Raw genomic sequence first — 3,075 nt, forward strand, 5'->3', positions numbered from 1 at the left:
CGTACAGGATTCTCCAGCTTACTACGGCGAACAACGCGGTGGCGCGTACGAATCGTTCGACATTGCCAAATTGGCGGGTTTCAATGCGACAGCCGCTTTTAAGCACACGATGCCACGATTCAATTGTCCATCGACGTGCATACCATGCCAGACGCTCGAGGGCCTGTGCTTGCGTATACGTAGGCACTGAGGTCAGCAATAGCCATTCCAATGGCTCGGCTCCTTCGTCTACGTTCGTTTCCAACGCATGAATCGCAAATACATCAATTTCGGGAAGCTTCTCGCGACGACGATTTTGCGGCGGACGAAGGCGTACGGGCATGCATCGCACAACCAGCCGTGCGGTGCGCGCCTGTCGGTTTTCGCGCGCAGGCACCTGCAGTTGCGTTTCTCCAATCACTGGCGAGGCTAGCGCGGTTTCCCACAAATATCGATCAGGGTGTGCAACGCGTCGATTCCACGACGCGCGCACCAGCCAGTCGACACCGGCAGGCCGCCGTGCCAGGAACACATCGTAGACATTGCCTTCGCGATCGCTCACGCCGATGACTTGCGTATGCGGACAGTGTGTCTTGAGTATGCACAGCTGCTCGATTCCTTCGAGCCATTTCGCGCTCTCTTTCTCTTGTACGCTTCGTTGTCCGCGCAGATGTTTCTTGCCCAACTCCTCCAGCCTACGTATCCACGTCTTCAGGCCGATCACGCCGAGTGGCAGCCCCTCAGGCGTGAGCGCAAGCAGACTGTGTATCAGGAAACCACGAACGTGTGGATCGGAGCCATATCCCAGACCTTCGGTTGCCCGCAAATGAGACAAATTGAACTCAGTGGTGTCCTAAACCGCAAGTACGATCGGCACCTGCTGCATGCGACAAAGCGTTTGGCCGATGTGTGCGCCCAGCACGCCATCGACATCCACCTGTGGGTTATCGAAAAACCGATAAGCCGCCTTCAGCTCAGAAGCATTGAACGATTGCGGAAAAGAGCAATGCGGACTCGTCGAAAGCCTACGCGCCAGCATCACGAGCCGTCTGGTCAGGCGAGCGTCGCCAAGTTCGGCAGCACCAAACTCTTCACTTGCCCAGTCATCGAGGTCAGGGGTGTGCGACAACGCCCGGCATCACAGATCATGAACGGCTCCAAAGTTAACATCCGCTGTCTTCGTTTACAAGCCATCCCATCGCAGAATTACGAACAATTTGTGGGTAATCCTGAGGGAAATCCCGGGGCGGTTCAGTAATGCACATGGTCGACGTATTGTGAAGGTATGGACTGCTCACGCTGCCGCGTCGTCGCGGCGCGCATCGGTACGACGTCCTCAGTCCACAAGTGGGGCGACAACTGACGCTCGACGGGCGCCGCGCCTTCGAAAGCTGGCTGATGTTCGAAGCGGATCCAGTAACGAAGAATCTCTGCGACGACCTTGATCCATGCCAACGACTTCGTGGGCAACGTCCGCGCAACGCTAGAACATCATGAATGTTTGTTAGTATGATTCGAAATCGAGTCATGACGAATTGTCCGCGGAATCAAGTGGAATGTTGATCGGAGGGGATCGACGCGCGGCGCATTGGGACAGGACGATGGAAGGTCATCCTCGTTTGACATGGAAACGAACGCCGCTCGATGCCTGTACTTGTCGCGCATGCCATTTCCCGAAGTTCTATGTGCGATAGGATCAAACATATCGGATGGTTCTGTTGCAGTAAGGCCCACGTTAAAATTGGGTAGCAAATTTTTGAGCTGTGCGATGAAGAAGACGAAGACACCGCGAACCACACTCGCGCCGGGCCTGGCCAAGGTCCTGAAGCGCCTTCACTACCCGCTTGAAGTGATTTTGCTGTGCGTGCGATGGTACGTGGCCTATTCGCTGAGTTTGCGCAATCTTGCGGAAATGATGGACGAGCGTGGTACCGCGGTGGATCATTCGACGGTGTACCGCTGGGTCATCAAGCTGCTGCCGCTCTTCGAAAGGCGCTTCCGCAAGCACAAGCGTCCGGTTGGGAAAAGCTGGCGAATGGACGAGAGCTATATCAAGATCAAAGGCGAGTGGAAATATCTTTACCGGGCAGTGGACAAGGCGGGCGACACGGTCGAATTCCTGCTCAGGGCCAGGCGGGACAAGGTCGCTGCCCGGCGGTTCTTTGAAAAGGCGATCGCCCATAATGGTACGCCAGAGACCGTGACCATCGACAAAAGCGGCTCCAATCTGGCCGCACTGGATGCGGTGAATGCCGATCGCGAGACGCCGATCAAGGTCCGTCAGTCGAAGTATCTGAATAACATCATCGAACAGGATCGCCGCGCGATCAAGCGCCGGACCCGCCAGATGCTCGGGTTCAAGAAATTTCGTTGCGCCCGCATTCTCCTGGGGGGCATCGAAGTCATGCACATGATCGTCAAGGGCCAATTGAACGATGGCGGCGTTGGCCAAACTCCCGCACAGCAGTTCTATTCGCTGGCTGGATAAGGAATCCATACCAATCGGTCTTGCCCGACCTCTCGCTCTTACTGCGACAGAACCCGGTGGAATCGAGGGGCCTGCTCATGGCCGAACTGAGCCAGCCAGACTTCGTCTGCCGGATCAAGCCCACAACTTTAAAAGAGGTCACTACCACTCTGCCGCTCGAAGGCCCGCTCCATGATCAAATGTTATCTTCGAGATGGCGCCACGAAAGGTCGACGGTTCGGTGAATCTCGATGCTGCGCCTCGCATAAACGCATCGATTTGCATAGCTGCTCTCCAGCGGCGTGCTGATCGGCGGACGCACGCCCGTGCTATCTGTATGTCCTCACATCAGCGATGTAGTCAGAAGGGCTTGTACCATTCCTTGCATGTCGAGAATCCGTCATTCCAGCCCTGCGCGTACATCGAGTCTTGCGCGAAGCGGGTCGGGTCTTTGGTCGCCTGGACGTACGGGTTGCCTGCTGCGCTCAGTCCACTACGGCATCCATCAGCGTGCCCGTCGATGTAGGCGGGCGGCTCGCCTTCCCTCTGGAACTGCGCGGTGTAGCTGTCCGGCATCGTCTGGCACGCTGTCACGAGCAGCGACGACAGCACGAGTGCAATGCGGCATC

At 56.7% G+C, this 3,075-nt stretch carries 5 protein-coding genes; 1 reads left to right on the forward strand and 4 read right to left on the reverse strand.

Annotation, left to right across the window (positions count from 1 at the left end):
• The 3 genes from GCT19_RS41480 to GCT19_RS41485 all read right to left on the reverse strand — a co-directional run.
• Positions 1–814 (reverse strand): IS4 family transposase (locus tag GCT19_RS41480; RefSeq protein ID WP_227749501.1); only part of this gene is annotated, 814 nt, incomplete at its 3' end.
• Between the two features lie 18 nt (positions 815–832).
• Positions 833–1,108, reverse strand: a complete 276-nt coding sequence (locus tag GCT19_RS44260; RefSeq protein WP_227749502.1) for an IS4/Tn5 family transposase DNA-binding protein — start codon at positions 1,106–1,108, stop codon at positions 833–835.
• A gap of 122 nt (positions 1,109–1,230) precedes the next feature.
• Positions 1,231–1,449 carry a hypothetical protein gene (locus GCT19_RS41485; RefSeq protein WP_152855054.1) on the reverse strand — a complete coding sequence of 73 codons (219 nt, stop codon included), beginning with the start codon at positions 1,447–1,449 and terminating at the stop codon, positions 1,231–1,233.
• Positions 1,450–1,747: 298 nt separating this feature from the next.
• Here GCT19_RS41485 and GCT19_RS41490 point away from each other — a divergent pair, with 298 nt between their 5' ends.
• Entirely contained in the window at positions 1,748–2,467 is a 720-nt protein-coding gene (locus tag GCT19_RS41490; RefSeq protein WP_152855055.1) for an IS6 family transposase, read from the forward strand.
• Positions 2,468–2,806: 339 nt separating this feature from the next.
• On the opposite strand, the gene GCT19_RS43155 is transcribed toward GCT19_RS41490, so the two are convergent.
• A partial coding sequence (locus tag GCT19_RS43155) for a hypothetical protein (RefSeq protein WP_193727523.1) occupies positions 2,807–3,075 on the reverse strand: 269 nt, incomplete at its 5' end.

This window comes from Paraburkholderia atlantica (assembly GCF_009362785.1).
Classification (GTDB): domain Bacteria; phylum Pseudomonadota; class Gammaproteobacteria; order Burkholderiales; family Burkholderiaceae; genus Paraburkholderia; species Paraburkholderia atlantica.

Bases quoted from the DNA above. Each gene is read 5' to 3' on its own strand.
- GCT19_RS41490 (WP_152855055.1), top strand. From the start codon at position 1,748: ATGAAGAAGACGAAGACACCGCGAACCACACTCGCGCCGGGCCTGGCC.